Source organism: Clostridium perfringens, from assembly GCF_016027375.1.
Taxonomy (GTDB): Bacteria; Bacillota; Clostridia; order Clostridiales; family Clostridiaceae; genus Sarcina; species Sarcina perfringens.
Window position 1 is genome coordinate 901,253 of the sequence record NZ_CP065681.1, and the last position, 15,682, is coordinate 916,934.

A 15,682-nucleotide genomic window follows, 5' to 3' on the forward strand; every position below is an offset into this window, starting at 1 on the left:
TAACAATTACTATAAAAAATTAGGGGAACTGATATATTATGAATATTGCTTTTTTTCTAACACCAAAAAGTGAAGTAGCATATGAATATACTGATGCAACAATGAGACAAGTTATCGAAAGAATGGAGCATCATGGATATACAGCTATTCCACTTATAGATAAAACAGGAAAATATGTGGGTACATTAACAGAAGGGGACTTACTTTGGACTTTAAAAAGAAATCCAGAGCTTAATTTTAAAAATACTAACACAGTTAGTGTAAAGGAAATACCAAGAAGAGTTAAACACAAAAGTGTTTGTATTAATGAAAATATGGAAAGTTTAATATCATTAGCAATCTCTCAAAACTTTGTACCAGTTGTTGATGATAATGGGATATTTATAGGAATAATAAAAAGAAGTGATATAATAAATCACTGTTATAACAGTCTATATAAAAATAATTAAGGTCTTTTGGCCTTAATTTTTTTTATAAATATATTGATTGAATCTTCTGAAAGTATTATTATTAAGTATATTTAAATAATTCTATAATAATATGTTTAGGGTAGTTTTAAATAAAATTATTTTATTATATAATGTTTTTAACAAAATTAGAAAGAGGTGATACTTGTGATAGCTTTATTATCACCTGCAAAAACTTTAGATTTAACAAAACCAAATTTAAATATAGAAACAAGCAAACCTATTTTTATCAGTGAGGCTGAAGTAATCATGGATAATTTAAAGGAATTAGAAATTCAAGATTTATGCCCACTTATGAAAATAAGTGAAGATTTAGGAGTGCAAACATTCACCAAAATTCAAGATTGGAATACAATTTACTATGGTGATGAAAAACCCTTTGTATTATCTTTTAAAGGGGAAGCCTATAGAGGTTTAGATGCAGATGATTTTACTAAAGAAGATTTAGAATTTTGTAATGACTCTTTAAGAATATTATCAGGACTTTATGGGGCATTAAAGCCTTTAGATGGAACAAAGGCATATAGATTAGAAATGGGAACAAAAATTTCAATTGATGGCTCTAAAAATCTTTATGACTTTTGGGGAAATAAAATAATGGAAGCTGTTTTAAAAGATTTAGAAAATCACAAGGAAAAAGTTATTATAAATTTAGCTTCTAATGAGTATTATAAGTCTATAAAGAAAATTGAGAAAAAAGTTAGAGTTATAACCCCTGTATTTAAAGAAAGAAAAGGTATTGAATATAAGGTTGTTACGGTGTATGCTAAGAAGGCAAGAGGACAAATGGTTAGATACATAACGAAGAATAGGATTACTAAATCAGAAGACATAAAAAACTTTGATTTAGATGGATATGAATTTAATGAGAGGCTTTCTGAAGGAGATACATGGGTATTTACTAGAGATTAGCTAAAAATCATAGATATTAAAAACTTAAGGGTTAATATTTATGAATTATTATATAAAATTAAAATAAATAATATAAATTAAAATTTTAAGGAGAGATTTTTTTTATGAGCAAACTTATTTTAGAGATTGATGGAATGTCATGTTCAAATTGTGTTAGACACGTTGAAGCAGCTTTATTAGACGTTGACGGAGTAGATGTTTTAGAAGTAGAAGTTGGCAGAGCTGTTGTTGATACTGAAGTTGATGAAGATACTTTAAGAGATGCTTTAGAAGAAGTTGGTTATGAATTAGTTTCAATTGAAGATTAAATTGTTTAATTACCTAATGGCAATATGTTATTAGGTAATTTTTTATTTATATAAAACTACAATAAGCTATATGCCTACTTGTTTTATAACATATAGTTATGTAAAATATTTTATAAAGTAAGCCTTAAATAAAGGAGATGTAAATATGAGTGAAAATCTTACAATGTCAGAATTAATGGATAGCTTTGAGTTAAAGCATTTTCATAAAGGTGAAATAGTTAAAGGGAAAGTTATAAGCGTAAAGAATGATGAAATAATAGTTAACATTGGTCATTTTGCAGATGGTGTGGTACCAAGAAATGAAATTTCAAATGATAAGAATTTTGATATAAATTCAATAAATGTAGATGATGATATATTTGTAATGGTATTAAGTGGAGATGATGGAGAAGGAAATGTTCTTCTATCAAAGAAAAGAGCAGATGCAATAAAGGTTTGGGATGATTTAAAAGAAGCATTTGAAGAAGAAAAATCAATAAAAGTTTCTTTAAAAGAAGTTGTTAAAGGTGGAATAGTAGGAGATTTTAATGGTCTTAGAGTATTTATGCCAGCTTCTCAATGTGCAGGAAGAAGAATAGAGAATTTAGAAGAATTAGTAGGAAAAACTTTAGAAGTTAGAGTTATAGAATTTAATAAAGAGAATAGAAAAGTTGTTGTTTCAAGAAGAGTAATAGATGAAGAAATAAGAAATAATGAAAAGAAAGCTCTTTGGTCTTCAATTAAAGAAGGGGAAAAAAGAAAGGGAAAAGTAACTAGATTAGCTAAGTTTGGTGCTTTTGTTGATATTGGTGGAGTAGAAGGATTAGTTCACTTAAGTGATATGTCATGGTCAAGAGTTCATAAGCCAGAAGAGGTTGTATCAGTTGGAGATGAAGTAGAAGTATTTGTATCAGAAGTAGATATTGATAGAGAGAGAATAGCACTTTCATTAAAAGATGTTATTAAAAATCCATGGGAAACATTAGAAGGATTAAAAGTTGGTGATGTTGTTTCTGGAAAAGTAACTAATTTTATAAATGTTGGAGCTTTTGTTGAAGTGTTACCAGGAATAGAAGGATTAGTTCATATTTCAGAAATTACTGATGAAAATATAGCTAAGCCATCAGATATTTTAGAATTAGGTCAAGAAGTTAAGGTTAAAATCTTAAATATAGATGATGAAAACAAGAAAATGAGCTTAAGTATAAAAGATGCTGTAGAAACTTCAAATGAATATATGCAGTATAATGATGAAGAAGAAGGTTATTCATTAGCTGACTTATTCAAAGGATTAAATCTATAGTTCTAAAAATAAAAACTATGAATGATTTAATTAAATAATAGATTTCATTAAGAATTTATAGGTTTTATAGATTAGAAAAGGGTGTGTATCAAAATAGCTTTTTATAAAACTTACAAACAGTATGAAGAGAATATCTAGATGAGCTTTAGAATTTAAATTATTACGTAGAAAATATCACGTTAAAAAGCTGAGACTGTTCGAAGCGTAGCAAGTTTCGAAGCTTTAGTGATATTTTCGAAGTAATGATTATAAATTCTTAGCGAAATCTAGTAATTCTCGGAATATGTTTGTAAGTTTTATTATTATATTTTGATATAGCCCTTTTTTATATTAAATTATATTTTTTCAATTTTTAGCATGTTTGTTCCACCAGTTATTGATGTTGGGAATCCAGCAGCTACCATTATATTATCTCCAGTTTCAGCTATTTGGAATTCTTTAGCTACTTTTCTAGCTTCCTCTATGATCTCATCTGTACTATTAAAATAAGCGCATTTCTTAGAAATTATTCCAAAGTTTAAAGCTAGGCTTCTTCTAACTTTTTCATATGGAGTAATAGCTATTATTGGACAGCTAGGTTTATATTTTGATAATATCTTAGCAGTTGAACCAGTCTGAGTGGCTGCTACTATAGCTTTTGTAGGGAATTTGCTAGCTGTTTTTGATGCTGAATAACTTATGGCATCTGCAAAGGCATCTGGATTTGGATTTGGATCCTTTAATCTTCTTAAAAGATAATTATAGTCTAAGTTAGCTTCTGCTTTTTTTGCTATTCTAGACATTGTCATTGCTGCCTCTATAGGGAAGCTACCAGAAGCACTTTCTCCACTAAGCATTATGGCATCTGTACCATCAAATATGGCATTACATACGTCAGAAGCTTCAGCTCTAGTAGGTCTTGGATTTCTTATCATAGAATCTAACATTTGAGTTGCCGTTATAACTATTTTCCCTGCTTGATTACATTTCTTAATTATATTTTTTTGAATTATAGGTACATTTTCTATAGGAATTTCTACTCCCATATCACCTCTAGCAACCATTACACCATCAGTAACTTTAATTATTTCTTTTATGTTATCTACACCTTCTTGGCTTTCTATTTTTGATATTATTTTTATATCTTTTCCACCATGAGAGTCTAGAATTTCTCTAACTTCAAGTACATCCTCAGGTTTTCTTATGAAAGAAGCTGCTACAAAGTCTACTTCCATCTCGCAACCAAATATTAAGTCAGATCTATCCTTTTCAGTTACTGCAGGGAGTTTGATTGGTACATTAGGTACATTTACACCTTTATGGTCTTTTATAGTACCTCCTTCAATAACTTCACATATTATATCAGTTCCACGGACTTCCTTTACTTTAAATTCTAAAAGTCCATCATCAACAAGTATTGATCCACCAGGTTTTATGTCTTCATATAGTTCTTTATAAGAGATTGAACATTTAGTGTTATCACCTAATATTTCATCTCCGCAAGAGAATGTGAATTCATCACCATTTTTTAATTCAGCTTCGCCATTTTTAAAATTATGTGTTCTTATTTTAGGACCCTTAATGTCTAATAAGATAGCTGTAGCTGATTTTTCTTCTTTTCTAAGTCTCTTAATAAGTTCTATTTTTTCTTTATGACTTGCATGGTCTCCATGTGAGAAGTTTAATCTAGCTGCATTCATACCAATTCTTATGAACTCTCTTAAAATTTCTTCTGAATCACTTGAAGGACCAATTGTAAATATCATTTTTGTTTTTTGCATAAAAACCACCTCATTTTGTTTAAACTAAAATAGTTTAGTGATTGCTTTAAAAGTTTGATATATTTGATATAATAGAATAAATTATTAAATTAATTATATTTTACCACAATAATAGGAAGGGATGGGTAAAAAATGAATGTATTAAAAGGTTTAGAACCACAAAGTGTTTTAAAATATTTTGAAGAAATATCACAAATTCCAAGAGGATCAGGTAATGAAAAGGGAATAAGTGATTTCCTAGTTAACTTTGGAAAAAGTTTAGGACTTGAAACAATACAAGATGAATCATTAAATGTAATAATAAGAAAACCTGCAACTCCAGGATATGAAAATGCACCAGGAGTAATAATACAAGGTCATATGGATATGGTATGTGAAAAAAATAAAGATACTATACATGATTTTGAAAAAGATCCTATTGAACTTAGAGTAGATGGAGATTATATATATGCTACAGGAACTACATTAGGAGCAGATAATGGTATAGCAGTAGCTTATGGAATGGCTGTTTTAGCTTCAAATGATATAGCACACCCTGCTATAGAGCTTTTAGTTACAACTGATGAAGAAGTTGGAATGGGTGGAGCTATTGCTTTAGATGGAACTTTATTAAAAGGTAAATATCTTTTAAACATAGATTCAGAGGAAGAAGGAAAACTTTTAGTAAGCTGTGCAGGTGGAGCTAGAAGTGAAGTTACTTTACCAATAAAATTTGAAGAAATGGAAAAAGATTTTGAAGTTTATGAAATCATGCTAAGAGGACTAAAAGGTGGTCACTCTGGAATGGAAATAGATAAACAAAGAGGAAACTCTAATAAGTTAATGGGAAGAGTATTAAATGATATTAATGCTAACTGTGATATTAGATTAATATCAATTAATGGTGGATCTAAGGTAAATGCTATTCCAAGAGAATGTGACACTTTACTAGCTGTTAAAAAAGAAGATGTTAAAAAATTAGAAGAATTAATTCAAAAATGGGATTCAATATTAAAGGATGAATACCATGCTAATGATAGTGGAGTTAATGTAACTTTAGTTAAAAAAGAAGAAAATCATAAAGTATTTTCTAAAGACACTACATTTAAGGCAATAAAAATAATGAACTTAATTCCTGATGGAGTTGATACTTATAGTATAGAAATGAAAGGATTAGTTCAAAGTTCAACAAACCTAGGTGTTGTTACTACAGAAGGGGATAAAATTGTTTTTGCTAGTTCAACAAGAAGTTCAGTTGAAACTTTAAAAACTAAACTTTTAGATGAAATAGCTGACGTTGCAGAAGTATTAGGTGGAGAATTTGAAATACAAGCACCATACCCAGCTTGGCAATATAATCCTGATTCAAAAATAAGAGAACTTTGCAGCAATGTATATAAAAATATGACAGGAAAAGATCCTGAAATAATAGCTATACATGCTGGATTAGAATGTGGATTATTAGGAGAAAAAATAGAAGGATTAGATATGATTTCATTTGGTCCTAATATGTATGATGTTCATACTCCAAATGAACATGTTAGCATATCTTCAGTAAAAAATGTTTGGGATTTCTTAGTTGAAATATTAAAAGCTATAAAATAATTAAGAATTAATTTAAGGTTGTATCTAAATTACCTAAAAAACTTATAAATATATTTTAGAATTATTGGATTTTTATAAGGGTTTATTACAGTTACTAATAAATCCTTATAAAGCTTTGAACTTAGCTTAAGCCTATAATTTCTATGAGAAGAATTTAAATTCTAAATTTTATCTATAATATTACTTATAAGTTTTACTATTGAGGCTAGATACAGCCTTATTCTTTTATAGAGAGATATAAATAAACATATAAAAAGAATAAATAAATTAAATAGTAAATAATAAATAATAAACATATTAGACTATGGGAGGATATAGACATGAATTTAGTAAGAACTGATTTACATATGCATACTAGAGCTTCTGATGGAACACTTACACCAAAGGAGTTATTAAAGGAAATAGTAGAAAAAGACATAAAACTATTTTCAGTTACAGATCATGACTCTATAGGAAGCTTAGAGGAAATGCAAGATTTAACTGAAGAAATGGATATTAAATTCATTCCAGGGGTAGAGGTTTCAAGCATAATAAATGGAGAACAGTTTCACATATTAGCTTATAATTTTGATAAAAACAATAAAGAGTTAATGAGTTTAATAGAAAATAATGATAGATTGCTTCAAGAGAAAGACGATAATTCAATAAAGCAATTAATTGATGCTGGATATGATATAGATTTTGAAGATTATTTGTCTTATGAACATGATCCTTCAAAGGGGGGATGGAAAACTCTTAACTTTTTAATTGATAGAGGAATATGCAAAAATATTGATGAGTTTTTTAATAAAATATTTGTTGGTGAAAGAGCTTTGAAATATCCAGATTTTCCTCATCCTAAAGAAGTTATAGAAACTATAAAAAAAGCTAATGGAATTGTTGTTTTAGCTCACCCTAAGTATGGAAAGTCTCAATTTAAATTAGATGAAATGTTAGAATTATTTAAAAACTGGGGTGTAGATGGAATAGAGTGTTATCATCCTCACCATGATGAGGATACAATAAAATATTTAGTAGATTATTGTACAAAAAATAATCTAATAATAACAGGTGGATCTGATTATCACGGAGGACTTATATCTAAGAGAAGTTTAGGAACACCAGAGTTTTATGCAAAATATCATTTGTTAGATAAATAAATTGTTATTAAAATAATATATTAGTTTAGTTTTTAAGCTTTATTGAAAATAATGCTTTATGGAATTTATTGATTTGAATTCTAAAAGCAAATTTCAATAAAGCTTTTTATTTATTATTAAAATGTAAAATTTAAGAAAAATAAAATTAAAAGAAGGAATTTTACAAATTATGTAAAATAAATATATAAAGAGGGGCTTTACATAATTTGTAAAAAGAAAAATGCTTAGTAAAGTTAAATTAAAAGAAAGGTTGGGGGAAGGGTGAAGTACACTAGAATTGATGTAAAGAATAAAAAAAGGAGTAATGGACATAACAACAATAATAACAATGATGGTAAAAGCTTTATATTACTTTTTATTGGGGTAATTGTTGTGGCACTTGTAATATCAACTGCAATGTCTAAGTTTATATGGCCTGAAGGAAAGAAAACAGCAGAAAAGGAAAGAATAGAAGCAACTTCTGGAGAAAATAAAGAGACAAGTGAGAAAGATAAGGAAAATAACAAAGCAGCAAAAGAAGATGAAAAGCCGAAAGATAATAAAGTAATGGCTGAAAGTGTAGGTGGACAAGAGTATGTAATGATTCAATGTGGTTTCTACTCAAATAAAGAGAATGCAAATAATGTAAAGGCTCAATTAGAAGATGATTATATTGCAGTATCCTTAAGTGAAGCGGAAAATTATAGGGTAATAGTCCACATTGGAAATGAAGAAGAAGCTACTAAACTTTCTAATGAGTTAAATGAAAAAGGTGTTAGTAATACAAAGGGAAGATTTATGATTCCAAAGACTGATGTGTGTAGTAATGAGATTATAGAGATAGTAAATGGTTATGTAAATATAATAAATAAATTAAAAGAGGATTCTGTTAAGGGTGTTAAGACAACAGAGTTTAAAGAATGGGTTAATAGCTTAGAGGAACACAGTGATTCTGAGTATTTTAAAGTGTTTAAAGAATTAAAAGATGGTATAAATAAAATTCCAGATGAAATAACTAAAAAAAATATAGAAGAAAGTTACCAAATAGTGTTTAATACTTTAAATAATTTTAAAGTAAACAAATAATTGTAATTTATTTTTAATTTATAGTAACATATTTTTAAATTATAATGAAAATGAAAGAGTTAAATTCTCTTTCATTTTTTTCTTTATAATTTACTATACACGTACATTTATACTTGTTTATAAAAATAATAAATGATAAACTATATAGGATAAAGAATACAAGACCTTATTTAAGGAAAAATAAGATTATTCAAAAGTTTTTTAGATATAAGGTAAGGTGGAAAAATGAAGGTTATTTTAGCATCAAAATCTCCAAGAAGAGTTGAGATTCTTGAAAAAATAGTTAAAGAATTTGAAGTAGTTCAGTCAAACTTTGATGAAAATACTATAGACTTTAAGGGAGATATTGAAAAGTATGTTAAAGATTTGTCTAGAAATAAAGCTATAGAGGTTTCAAAAAGACTTAATGAGCCATCTATAGTTATTGCTGCGGATACAGTTGTTTTTCAAGATGGAAAAGTTTTGGAAAAGCCTAAAAATGAAGAGGATGCTTTTAGTATGTTATCTTCATTAAGTGGTAATACTCATAAGGTATATTCAGGTATTTGTTTAATAAATACTTATGATGATACTGTAGTGACTGATTGCGACTGTACAGAAGTAAGATTTTCAGAATTAAATCCTAGACAGATAAGAAATTACATAAATTCTGGTGAGCCTATGGATAAAGCAGGAGCTTATGGAATTCAAGGCTTAGGTGGTGCTTTTGTAGAGGAAATAAAGGGATGTTATTACAATGTCATGGGATTGCCCTTGAATAAACTATATAAAGCATTAGAAAACTATGACATAACAATACTTTAAAATTACTTTCAATGGGCATGTTAATTTCTAAATAAGGAGTTGTAATATGTCTAAAAATATAAGAATTAATGAAATTCCATCTGGTGAGAGGCCAAGAGAAAAACTACTTTTTTATGGAGCTCAGTTTTTATCTAATGAGGAACTTTTAGCTATAATTCTTAGAACTGGAAATAAGGATTCAAATGTAGTTGAATTGTCTTATAGAATAATACATAGTGTTGGTGGATTGAATGGACTTTTTAAAGCTTCAGCAAAGGAGCTTATGGAGGTAAAAGGTGTTAAGGAAGCTAAGGCAACTCAAATTTTAGCCATGTGTGAATTATATAAGAGATTTAAGGTTTCTGAGTTAACGCAGGTTAAAATTTCAAAGCCATCAGATGTAGCAAAATTGGTTTTAGATGAACTTAGAATGCTACGTCAGGAAGTGTTGATTCTAATAAACCTTGATACTAAAAATAAAGTAATATCTAAAAAAGAAATTTTTAAAGGTGGGCTAAATTCTTCTTTAGTACACCCAAGAGAGATATTTAGAGAGGCTGTTAAAGATAGCGCAGCATCTATAATTATATGTCACAATCATCCTTCAGGAGACCCAACACCTAGTAGAGATGATATAAACATAACAACAAGACTAAAAGAGTGTGGAAAAATGATGGGTATTGAGCTTTTAGATCATTTAATAATAGGAGATAACAGATTCATAAGTCTTAAAGAAAAAGACATATTGTGATTAGGAAAGGGGATTAAAAATGGGTTTATTTAATTTTGGAATGACAAAAGACATGGGTATAGATTTAGGAACTGCAAATACTCTAGTGTTCGTTAAAGGAAAGGGGATCGTATTAAGAGAACCTTCAGTTGTTGCTATAAACAACTTAACAAAAAAATCATTAGCTGTTGGTACTGAAGCTAAGCAAATGATAGGTAGAACACCAGGAAACATAGTGGCTATAAGACCATTAAAAGATGGAGTTATTGCTGATTTCGATGTTACTCAAACAATGCTTAAGAGATTCATAGAAAAGATAACAAACAAAAGTGCATTCACAAGCCCAAGAATAATAGTATGCTTCCCTTCAGGAGTAACTGAAGTTGAAAGAAGAGCAATAGAAGAAGCTACTAAGCAAGCAGGAGCAAGAGACGTAATATTAATGGAAGAGCCAATGGCTGCTGCAATCGGAGCAGGACTTCCAGTTGATGAGCCTACAGGAAGTATGATAGTTGATATCGGTGGAGGTACTACTGAGGTTGCTATCATATCACTAGGTGGAATAGTTACTAGTAAATCATTAAGAGTTGCTGGAGATGAGTTAGACCAATCAATCATAAACTACATTAAGAGAGAATTTAACTTAATGATAGGTGAGAGAACAGCAGAGCAAATAAAAATGGAAATTGGATCAGCTTACAAAGTTGATGAGAATGAAGAAGAACAAACAATGGACATAAAAGGAAGAGATTTAATATCAGGACTTCCTAAGGTTGTTGTGGTTGATGCAGGACAAATAAGAAACGCTTTAAAAGAGCCGGTTTCATCAATAATAGAATCAATCAAAACTACTTTAGAAAAAACACCACCAGAATTAGCAGCTGATATCATGGATAAAGGAATAATGCTTGCTGGAGGAGGAGCATTCCTAAAAGGACTAGATGAACTTATATATAAAGAAACAGGAATGCCTGTTCATATAGCAGAATCACCTCTTGACTGTGTTGCACTAGGTACAGGAAAAGCGTTAGATAAGTTTGATCTAATAGTTAAACAACAAAGAGGATAGAATATGAAATTCTTCAAGAATAAACTGGCAGTAACTGTTATAGTACTGTCAGTTGCCTTTTTAGGAATAATTATATTTACTGTTAAGAGTGATTCTAAAAATCCAATTTCAGGTGGAGTTGGTACTGTTTTAAACCCTGTGCAGAAGGTTGTATACACAATAAGTGATAAAGTTCATGATGTCTTTGATTTCTTCTATAACTTTTCAGATGTTAAGAATGAAAATAATGATTTAAAAAAGAAAAATTTAGAATTAGAAAATCAATTAGTTGAATACAATGAGTTAAAGCGTCAAAATGATGTTTTAAGAGGAATAGTTGATTTTTCTAAGGAAAATAATCAATATAAATATATCGGTACAAACATAATAGGAAAAAGCGGAAATAGCTTTGTAGAAGGTTACACTATTGATAAAGGATCAAGTGAAGGGATTAAAAAAGATTACATAGTGATTTCTCCAGAAGGATTAGTGGGAGTTGTAACAGAAGTTCACTCAAACTGGTCAAAAATACAGACTTTATTAAATGAAAACGTAGCTGTTGCAGCAACTATTGAAGGAGATAGCAATTCAGGAGACGGAATAGTTAAAGGATATAGAAATGGTAGTGAGATGCAAGCAGAGATAACTAACTTACCTATGAATTCTACAATAAAAGAAGGTGAGACAGTAGTTACTTCAGGCCTTGGAGGATATTATCCTAAAGGAATAAGAATTGGTGAAGTAACATCAGTACAATCAGATGATGTTAAAGTTATGAAAACCGCTATATTAAAAACATATGTTGATTTTAATAATTTACAAGAATTATTTGTAGTTGTACCACCATCAGAGAGAGATGGTATAGTTAAGTATTAGAAAAGAGGGAGTAAAGTGAAAAGATTAATACTAATATTAATATGTCTTTTACTATTTATAGTAGATAATACTCTGGTACCTTTTTTCTCTATAAAAGGTGTTTATCCTAGTTTATTATTCACCTTTGCTGTACTATATGCTCTTATGAGTGGGTATTGGGAAGCGGTATTTATAGGAGTTTTATCAGGTTTCCTTCAAGATGTTTATTTTGTAAATGTCTTTGGGGTAAATATGTTAGTAAATATGTTAGTGTGCTTAATAGCTGCGTATATTGGGGAAAGTGTATTTAAGCATAAAAAAACAATTCCGGTACTATCAGTAGGTTTACTTACCATAATAAAGTTTTTTATAGTGGCATTTATATTAAATTTAATTAATATAAGAATAAACTTATTAAGCTTTTGGATTATGGTACTTTATAACGTAGTTATAGGATTCTTTATGTATAATTGGGTTTATAAATTATGCAACAGAGATCTTATGAAAAGAGAATGGAAAATAAGTGAAAAATAGGTGGTTACATGAGAAGTTCAATAAATGGAAAAACGCCTATAGATAGATATAAAATTCTCATAGGAATAATGATAATAGTATTTGTATCTATAGTAGCAAGATTAGTTTATCTTCAAGTATTTAATTATGAAGAATTTAAACAAAGAGCTGATACTAGATCTATGAGATTTCTATCAGAACAGGCTCCAAGAGGTAAAATTTATGATTCAAATGGGGACATTTTAGCTACTAATAGACAAACATACACATTAACATTTACTGAAACAGATGAATCTAAGAAAAACTTTTATACTACTATAGATAAAGTTTATTCTATTTTAAAAGAAAATAATCAAAGTATATTAGATAATTTTAAGATTAGAATTAATGAAAATGGAGAACTTTATTTTGATGTTTCAGGTGATACTGAAAAACTAAGACTTTTAAAAGATATTGGAATGGGTGATAAGGTTAAAAATGTTCTTTTTAAGAATAAAGAAGGAGATTTAACTGCTGAGGAAGAAGACCAAATAGATAACGAACTTCTAAAGATTACTCCAGATGAGGCTTTTAATTTCTTAGTAAAGGAATATCAATTATATGACGTTTTAAATCCTACAGAGGAAGAGGTTAAGTCATATAAAAATATGGAACCAAAAGAGATAACAGATATATTGTTAAAGAAATATTCTCTTCAAGATATAAGAGGATATATGCTTGTTAAAAATGCTATGAAAATGCAAAGTTTCTCAGGATATAAGCCTGTTACAATAGCTAAGGATATAAACAAAGAAACTGCATTTATATTCTATCAAAGACTTAATGATTTACCAGGAATAGATGTAAGCATAGAGCCAATGAGATACTATCCATATAATGAATTAGGGTCTTCATTCTTAGGATATGTAGCTTCTATAAATGGAGATCAAAAAGCTAAGTATGAAGCAAGAGGATATGATGCTTCTACTGACTTAATAGGAAAAGCTGGTATAGAAGCAGCCTTTGAAAATGAACTAAAAGGTGTTAAGGGAGGAACTACAGTTAAGGTAAACTCTTCTGGTAGAAAGAAAGAGGAACTTTATGACTTAGAATCTTATCCAGGAAATAATGTGCATTTAACTATAGATAAGGATATTCAATATTCAGCAGAAACTTCAATGAAATATCTTTTAGATTTTCTTCAAACAAGAAATACATTAGATTCAGATGCCAATACTAAGAATGCAACAAGAGGAGCGGCAGTAGCTATAGAAGTAGATACAGGAAAGGTTTTAGCTTTAGTAAGTTATCCAGGATTTAATCCAAATGAGTTTGCTAAGGGAGAGTTAGATCCAGTTGTGGCGAAGGAATACTTCCAACCAGACTATGAAGCCTTTGCACAGCAGTTTATAGCTAGAAATGCTTTAAATAAAACAGTAGATGATCTTTTCCCTAAAAATTCAAAAACTGGATTAAGGGAAGATTTATATGATCTTTATCCAAAAAGATTCTATAACTATGCTACTTTAGGGATGATTCCACCAGGATCTACTTTTAAACCTGTTACTAGTGTGGCTGCCTTAGAGGATAAGGTTATAACTCCAAGTTCAACAGTTTATGCTAATGGACAAAACTTTGGTCAGACATATCCAGAGATATTTGGTAAAAATCCTGCAAACTGGCCAAGAGATAAAAACTATACAGGATATGCAGATTTATATACTGCATTAGAACATTCATCAAACTCATATTATTTTGACTCTGCTGTAAAGATGTATTATAAAAATGGTGGAGATCCATATGGAGATGGAAGATATAAGAAGAGTAGTACGGAAGCTTTAGATTCTATTGCAAAATATGCATGGCAGTTTGGATTAGGTGTTGATCCAAATTCAGATAAAAAGGCTTCAACAGGAATTGAAATATCTGAAAATTTTGGTCAGGTTTATAATTTTGAATCTTTTAAAAATCAAACAATAGCTCTTATGAGATTTACTTTAGTTGATTCTCTTGAAAAGGGAACCTTTGTTAATTCTCCTTCTCCTGATTTTCCACAGGTTAATATAGGGGTTAATGATAGGGATTCTAAAGAGTTAGCAGCGGCTAAGGAATCTATAAAAAAAGATATAGAGAATTCCTTAAATAAGCTTGGAGATGGAAATACTATTGATGAAAAAGCTTTAAGTGAGTCTTTAAAAAAGGATTTTAAAACTTTATATAATTTAGATTCTGCCTATCAAGAAAGTATTAAAAACTTTAATGGAATAAAAGGTAAGGATGAAGATGAAAAAGTTGATAAGGCAATAAACTTAACAGTTCAAAGAATAGTTGCTTGGGTTGTTGGAGATATAGCTTACCAAATAGTTTCACCAAGAAACCTTACTGACTCTGCTATAGGACAGAGTATAAGTAACTTTACTCCTGTTCAGCTAGCAAGTTATGTGGCAACCTTAGCAAATGGAGGAACAAGATATAAAACACATTTAGTTGATAAAATAACTGATGCTCAAGGAAATTTAGTAGAAGAATTTAAACCAGAAGTTTTAAATAAAGTTAATATGTCAAAAGATACTTTAGATGCTGTTAAAGAAGGTATGAGAAGAGTTAATGCTGTAGGATCGGCACAGTATATAATGTCAAGATTTCCAATAGTTACAGCTGGTAAAACTGGTACTGCTACTTTCAGAAATGACCAATCAGATTATGGAAGAACAGACTACGGGGTTTATATTTCCTTTGCTCCACTAGATAATCCTAAGATTGCTGTGGCAACAGTTCTTTATGATGGTGGTCATGGATATTATGGATCATTTATAGCAAGAACTATTTATGAAACTTATTTTAGAGAAGAGTTAAAGAAGGATTATCCGGGGTATACGCCAACAAATCTTGATGGAGCTGCTTATGATTATTCATTGAATCCACCTTTAGAAGCTATCAAGGATTCAAATATAAATAGTAAGGTAGAAAATGCAGAATTAGATTCTTCAGGAAAACCAGTTGAAGGATCACAAGATAATAATTCTGAAAATAAAAAAGAGGATGATAAATCTCAAAATAATAATCAAGATAACAATAATCAAAATGATAAAACTAAAGTAGATGAAAATAAAGCTCATTAATATAAAACCTACAGAATTAATTTCTGTGGGTTTTTAAATTATTATTACTATTTTAATGAAATAATTAAACAAATTATAAATAGGTTTTTAAAATACGATTGATTTTTTCAAAATTTTACTACTTTATTTCATAAA

Annotated in this window: 14 protein-coding genes; 13 read left to right on the forward strand and 1 reads right to left on the reverse strand. The window is 29.2% G+C overall.

What is annotated here, in order from left to right; genetic code table 11:
• The first annotated feature begins 38 nt into the window (after nucleotides 1–38).
• The 4 genes from I6G60_RS04580 (at nucleotide 39) to rpsA (ending at nucleotide 2,969) form a co-directional block, all read left to right on the forward strand.
• On the forward strand, nucleotides 39–449 hold the full coding sequence (locus tag I6G60_RS04580; RefSeq protein ID WP_003452437.1) for a CBS domain-containing protein: 411 nt from the start codon (nucleotides 39–41) through the stop codon (nucleotides 447–449).
• A 165-nt stretch (nucleotides 450–614) separates the two neighbouring features.
• Nucleotides 615–1,379 (forward strand): peroxide stress protein YaaA, encoded by a 765-nt coding sequence (yaaA, locus tag I6G60_RS04585; protein ID WP_136002401.1) that lies wholly within the window; start codon nucleotides 615–617, stop codon nucleotides 1,377–1,379.
• A gap of 104 nt (nucleotides 1,380–1,483) precedes the next feature.
• Nucleotides 1,484–1,687 (forward strand): heavy-metal-associated domain-containing protein, encoded by a 204-nt coding sequence (locus tag I6G60_RS04590; protein ID WP_003452305.1) that lies wholly within the window; start codon nucleotides 1,484–1,486, stop codon nucleotides 1,685–1,687.
• Between the two features lie 145 nt (nucleotides 1,688–1,832).
• Nucleotides 1,833–2,969 (forward strand): 30S ribosomal protein S1, encoded by a 1,137-nt coding sequence (gene rpsA / locus I6G60_RS04595; protein ID WP_197925628.1) that lies wholly within the window; start codon nucleotides 1,833–1,835, stop codon nucleotides 2,967–2,969.
• 335 nt (nucleotides 2,970–3,304) lie between these two features.
• Here rpsA and pyk read toward each other — a convergent pair whose 3' ends face one another.
• Nucleotides 3,305–4,729 carry a pyruvate kinase gene (gene pyk / locus I6G60_RS04600; RefSeq protein WP_003478599.1) on the reverse strand — a complete coding sequence of 475 codons (1,425 nt, stop codon included), beginning with the start codon at nucleotides 4,727–4,729 and terminating at the stop codon, nucleotides 3,305–3,307.
• Nucleotides 4,730–4,861: 132 nt separating this feature from the next.
• Between pyk and I6G60_RS04605 the strand changes: the two genes are divergently transcribed.
• The 9 genes from I6G60_RS04605 to I6G60_RS04645 all read left to right on the forward strand — a co-directional run bounded on the left by I6G60_RS04605 (nucleotide 4,862) and on the right by I6G60_RS04645 (nucleotide 15,547).
• Nucleotides 4,862–6,313: an aminoacyl-histidine dipeptidase gene (locus I6G60_RS04605; RefSeq protein WP_004457780.1), complete on the forward strand. Its 1,452-nt coding sequence runs from the start codon at nucleotides 4,862–4,864 to the stop codon at nucleotides 6,311–6,313.
• A 320-nt stretch (nucleotides 6,314–6,633) separates the two neighbouring features.
• A complete protein-coding gene (locus I6G60_RS04610; protein WP_164810672.1) occupies nucleotides 6,634–7,452 on the forward strand; it encodes a PHP domain-containing protein in 819 nt (272 codons plus the stop codon).
• A 261-nt stretch (nucleotides 7,453–7,713) separates the two neighbouring features.
• On the forward strand, nucleotides 7,714–8,517 hold the full coding sequence (locus tag I6G60_RS04615; protein WP_003470699.1) for an SPOR domain-containing protein: 804 nt from the start codon (nucleotides 7,714–7,716) through the stop codon (nucleotides 8,515–8,517).
• Nucleotides 8,518–8,742: 225 nt separating this feature from the next.
• Nucleotides 8,743–9,321 (forward strand): Maf-like protein, encoded by a 579-nt coding sequence (locus I6G60_RS04620; RefSeq protein WP_197925630.1) that lies wholly within the window; start codon nucleotides 8,743–8,745, stop codon nucleotides 9,319–9,321.
• Nucleotides 9,322–9,367: 46 nt separating this feature from the next.
• A complete protein-coding gene (radC, locus tag I6G60_RS04625; protein WP_003471078.1) occupies nucleotides 9,368–10,051 on the forward strand; it encodes a RadC family protein in 684 nt (227 codons plus the stop codon).
• Nucleotides 10,052–10,070: 19 nt separating this feature from the next.
• Nucleotides 10,071–11,099, forward strand: a complete 1,029-nt coding sequence (locus I6G60_RS04630; protein ID WP_003452282.1) for a rod shape-determining protein — start codon at nucleotides 10,071–10,073, stop codon at nucleotides 11,097–11,099.
• 3 nt (nucleotides 11,100–11,102) lie between these two features.
• Nucleotides 11,103–11,954 carry a rod shape-determining protein MreC gene (mreC, locus tag I6G60_RS04635; RefSeq protein WP_003452517.1) on the forward strand — a complete coding sequence of 284 codons (852 nt, stop codon included), beginning with the start codon at nucleotides 11,103–11,105 and terminating at the stop codon, nucleotides 11,952–11,954.
• Between the two features lie 15 nt (nucleotides 11,955–11,969).
• A complete protein-coding gene (mreD, locus tag I6G60_RS04640) occupies nucleotides 11,970–12,467 on the forward strand; it encodes a rod shape-determining protein MreD (RefSeq protein WP_003455077.1) in 498 nt (165 codons plus the stop codon).
• An 8-nt stretch (nucleotides 12,468–12,475) separates the two neighbouring features.
• Nucleotides 12,476–15,547 carry a penicillin-binding transpeptidase domain-containing protein gene (locus I6G60_RS04645; RefSeq protein WP_164811445.1) on the forward strand — a complete coding sequence of 1,024 codons (3,072 nt, stop codon included), beginning with the start codon at nucleotides 12,476–12,478 and terminating at the stop codon, nucleotides 15,545–15,547.
• Nucleotides 15,548–15,682: the final 135 nt, after the last annotated feature.

What these genes read in the sequence shown, in the direction of transcription:
- I6G60_RS04580 (WP_003452437.1), top strand. Translation starts at nt 39, where the DNA reads ATGAATATTGCTTTTTTTCTAACACCAAAAAGTGAAGTAGCATATGAA.
- I6G60_RS04590 (WP_003452305.1), top strand. Translation starts at nt 1,484, where the DNA reads ATGAGCAAACTTATTTTAGAGATTGATGGAATGTCATGTTCAAATTGT.
- rpsA (WP_197925628.1), top strand. Translation starts at nt 1,833, where the DNA reads ATGAGTGAAAATCTTACAATGTCAGAATTAATGGATAGCTTTGAGTTA.
- pyk (WP_003478599.1), bottom strand. Translation starts at nt 4,729, where the DNA reads ATGCAAAAAACAAAAATGATATTTACAATTGGTCCTTCAAGTGATTCA.
- I6G60_RS04605 (WP_004457780.1), top strand. Translation starts at nt 4,862, where the DNA reads ATGAATGTATTAAAAGGTTTAGAACCACAAAGTGTTTTAAAATATTTT.
- I6G60_RS04610 (WP_164810672.1), top strand. Translation starts at nt 6,634, where the DNA reads ATGAATTTAGTAAGAACTGATTTACATATGCATACTAGAGCTTCTGAT.
- I6G60_RS04620 (WP_197925630.1), top strand. Translation starts at nt 8,743, where the DNA reads ATGAAGGTTATTTTAGCATCAAAATCTCCAAGAAGAGTTGAGATTCTT.
- radC (WP_003471078.1), top strand. Translation starts at nt 9,368, where the DNA reads ATGTCTAAAAATATAAGAATTAATGAAATTCCATCTGGTGAGAGGCCA.
- I6G60_RS04630 (WP_003452282.1), top strand. Translation starts at nt 10,071, where the DNA reads ATGGGTTTATTTAATTTTGGAATGACAAAAGACATGGGTATAGATTTA.
- mreC (WP_003452517.1), top strand. Translation starts at nt 11,103, where the DNA reads ATGAAATTCTTCAAGAATAAACTGGCAGTAACTGTTATAGTACTGTCA.
- I6G60_RS04645 (WP_164811445.1), top strand. Translation starts at nt 12,476, where the DNA reads ATGAGAAGTTCAATAAATGGAAAAACGCCTATAGATAGATATAAAATT.